Annotated in this window: 2 protein-coding genes and 1 pseudogene; 2 read left to right on the top strand and 1 reads right to left on the bottom strand. The window is 66.1% G+C overall.

The window, feature by feature from the left end:
• Window positions 1-141: 141 nt before the first annotated feature.
• Entirely contained in the window at window positions 142-633 is a 492-nt protein-coding gene (locus AC1DJN_RS21895; protein WP_478040254.1) for a hypothetical protein, read from the bottom strand.
• Between the two features lie 182 nt (window positions 634-815).
• Here AC1DJN_RS21895 and ppa point away from each other — a divergent pair, with 182 nt between their 5' ends.
• Both ppa and AC1DJN_RS21885 read left to right on the top strand, forming a co-directional pair.
• The gene (gene ppa / locus AC1DJN_RS21890; RefSeq protein WP_005410935.1) at window positions 816-1,352 is read left to right on the top strand and encodes an inorganic diphosphatase; all 537 of its coding nucleotides are present in this window, start codon (window positions 816-818) and stop codon (window positions 1,350-1,352) included.
• Window positions 1,353-1,503: 151 nt separating this feature from the next.
• Window positions 1,504-1,640: pseudogene (locus AC1DJN_RS21885) on the top strand (HDOD domain-containing protein); the annotation flags it as partial.

The raw sequence follows: 1,640 nt of genomic DNA, 5'->3' as shown, positions 1-1,640 counted from the left end.
GCATCCGTTCGGCGGCCAGGAACCGCTCCCGGCCGGTCGCTGGATCGGGATAGTCACGGGCGTCCACGAACGCCGGCGCGGCCTGCGCAGCGCCAACCACCATCAGACCGCAGAGCAGCCATCGTGCCGGGAAAGTGCGCATCAGGCGTCCCTCCCCTGCGCCCGCAGGCAGTCGGCAAGCCCGTCGAACAGCCCATGATCGAGCCCGGGCAGCGGTGCCATCAGCCCATCCGGCGCCTCCAGCGCGGCAAAGAAGGCTTCAACCGGCACCCCGGGCCGCATCTCCACCGGGCAGGTCCAGCGACCGTTGTCGACCTGCACCTGGCCGGTGTCACCCTGCACCACCAGTTCGCTGGCCGCCAGCACCCACACACATCGCTGCACCGTGCCCCGATGGGCCAGCACCGCAYAACGGAACTCCATCACCCGGTAGTTGCTGTAATCGCCTTCGCAGAAGGTATCGGCGCACACACGGTCGAACGCCTGTGCAAGCGCTCCCTCAAGCGCGTAGGCCCTGTCCCACCCGGCCTCCCGGGTCGGGTAGTGGATCAGGTCGACATGCGTCCCGCGCGCGAGCGCGGCCAACGGAGCAAGCAACAGCAGGACGCCGCAGCGCCAACGATTCCAGTTCATGGCAGGTCTCCTCGGTTCAGGGTTCCAGCCTGCCCCGGTCACCCGGCCGGCCCCATCGGGAAACCCCGGCCTGGCCGGTCGTCGGCTACCGCGACGGCCCGTCGGCGCCCCACCCTGCACAGCGACCGGCAAAGGCATAAAATGGAGGGCTATCCGTCTACATCCCCCACCTGGAGCACACCATGGGTCTGGAACTCGTCTCGCCCGGCAAGAACCCGCCGGAAGAAATCAACGTCATCATCGAGATCCCGAAGGATTCCGAGCCGGTGAAGTACGAAGTGGACAAGGAAACCGGCGCGATCTTCGTCGACCGCATCCTCTCCACCCCGATGCGCTACCCCTGCAACTACGGCTACGTGCCGAGCACCCTGTGCGGCGACGGCGATCCGGCCGACGTACTGGTGGTGCTGCCGCTGCCGCTGGTCCCGGGTTCGGTGGTGCGCTGCCGTCCGGTCGGCGTGCTGAAGATGAGCGATGAGGCAGGCAGCGACGAGAAGATCCTGGCCGTGCCGGTTTCGAAGATCTTCAGCGGCTATGCCCACGTCGAGGACATCGCCCAGGTGTCCAGCCACTGGCTGGAGCGCATCGGCCACTTCTTCGAGCACTACAAGGACCTGGAGAAGGGCAAGTGGGTCAAGCTGGACGGTTGGGGCGGCGCGGCCGAGGCCAAGCAGATCCTGATCGAGGCGCACCAGCGCCACCTCGACAGCAAGGCCTGAGACTGAACAGCATTGCTCCGGCGCACGGCGTCGGAGCGATGCGGGTCACGTTTCATGACGGCGGCACATCACCTTTGCCGCCGTATTAGGTAAATTGCGTCACTTCACACGTCATCGACATCGACCGTCGAGACAGCCAGGGGAATGTGTCGTGCGTATTCTGCTTGTTGGGGATACAGCCAGCCTGCCGGCTGAGCTGACCGAATTCATTGCCGATCTTGGGGAAGACTGGCAGCCGTTGACCGCCACCGATGGCCATGCCGCGATGACCGCGGTCGCCACCCAGGG

It is taken from the genome of Stenotrophomonas sp. 05L414_2 (genome assembly GCF_056397905.1).
This window is presented reverse-complemented; position numbering and strand designations above follow the sequence as displayed.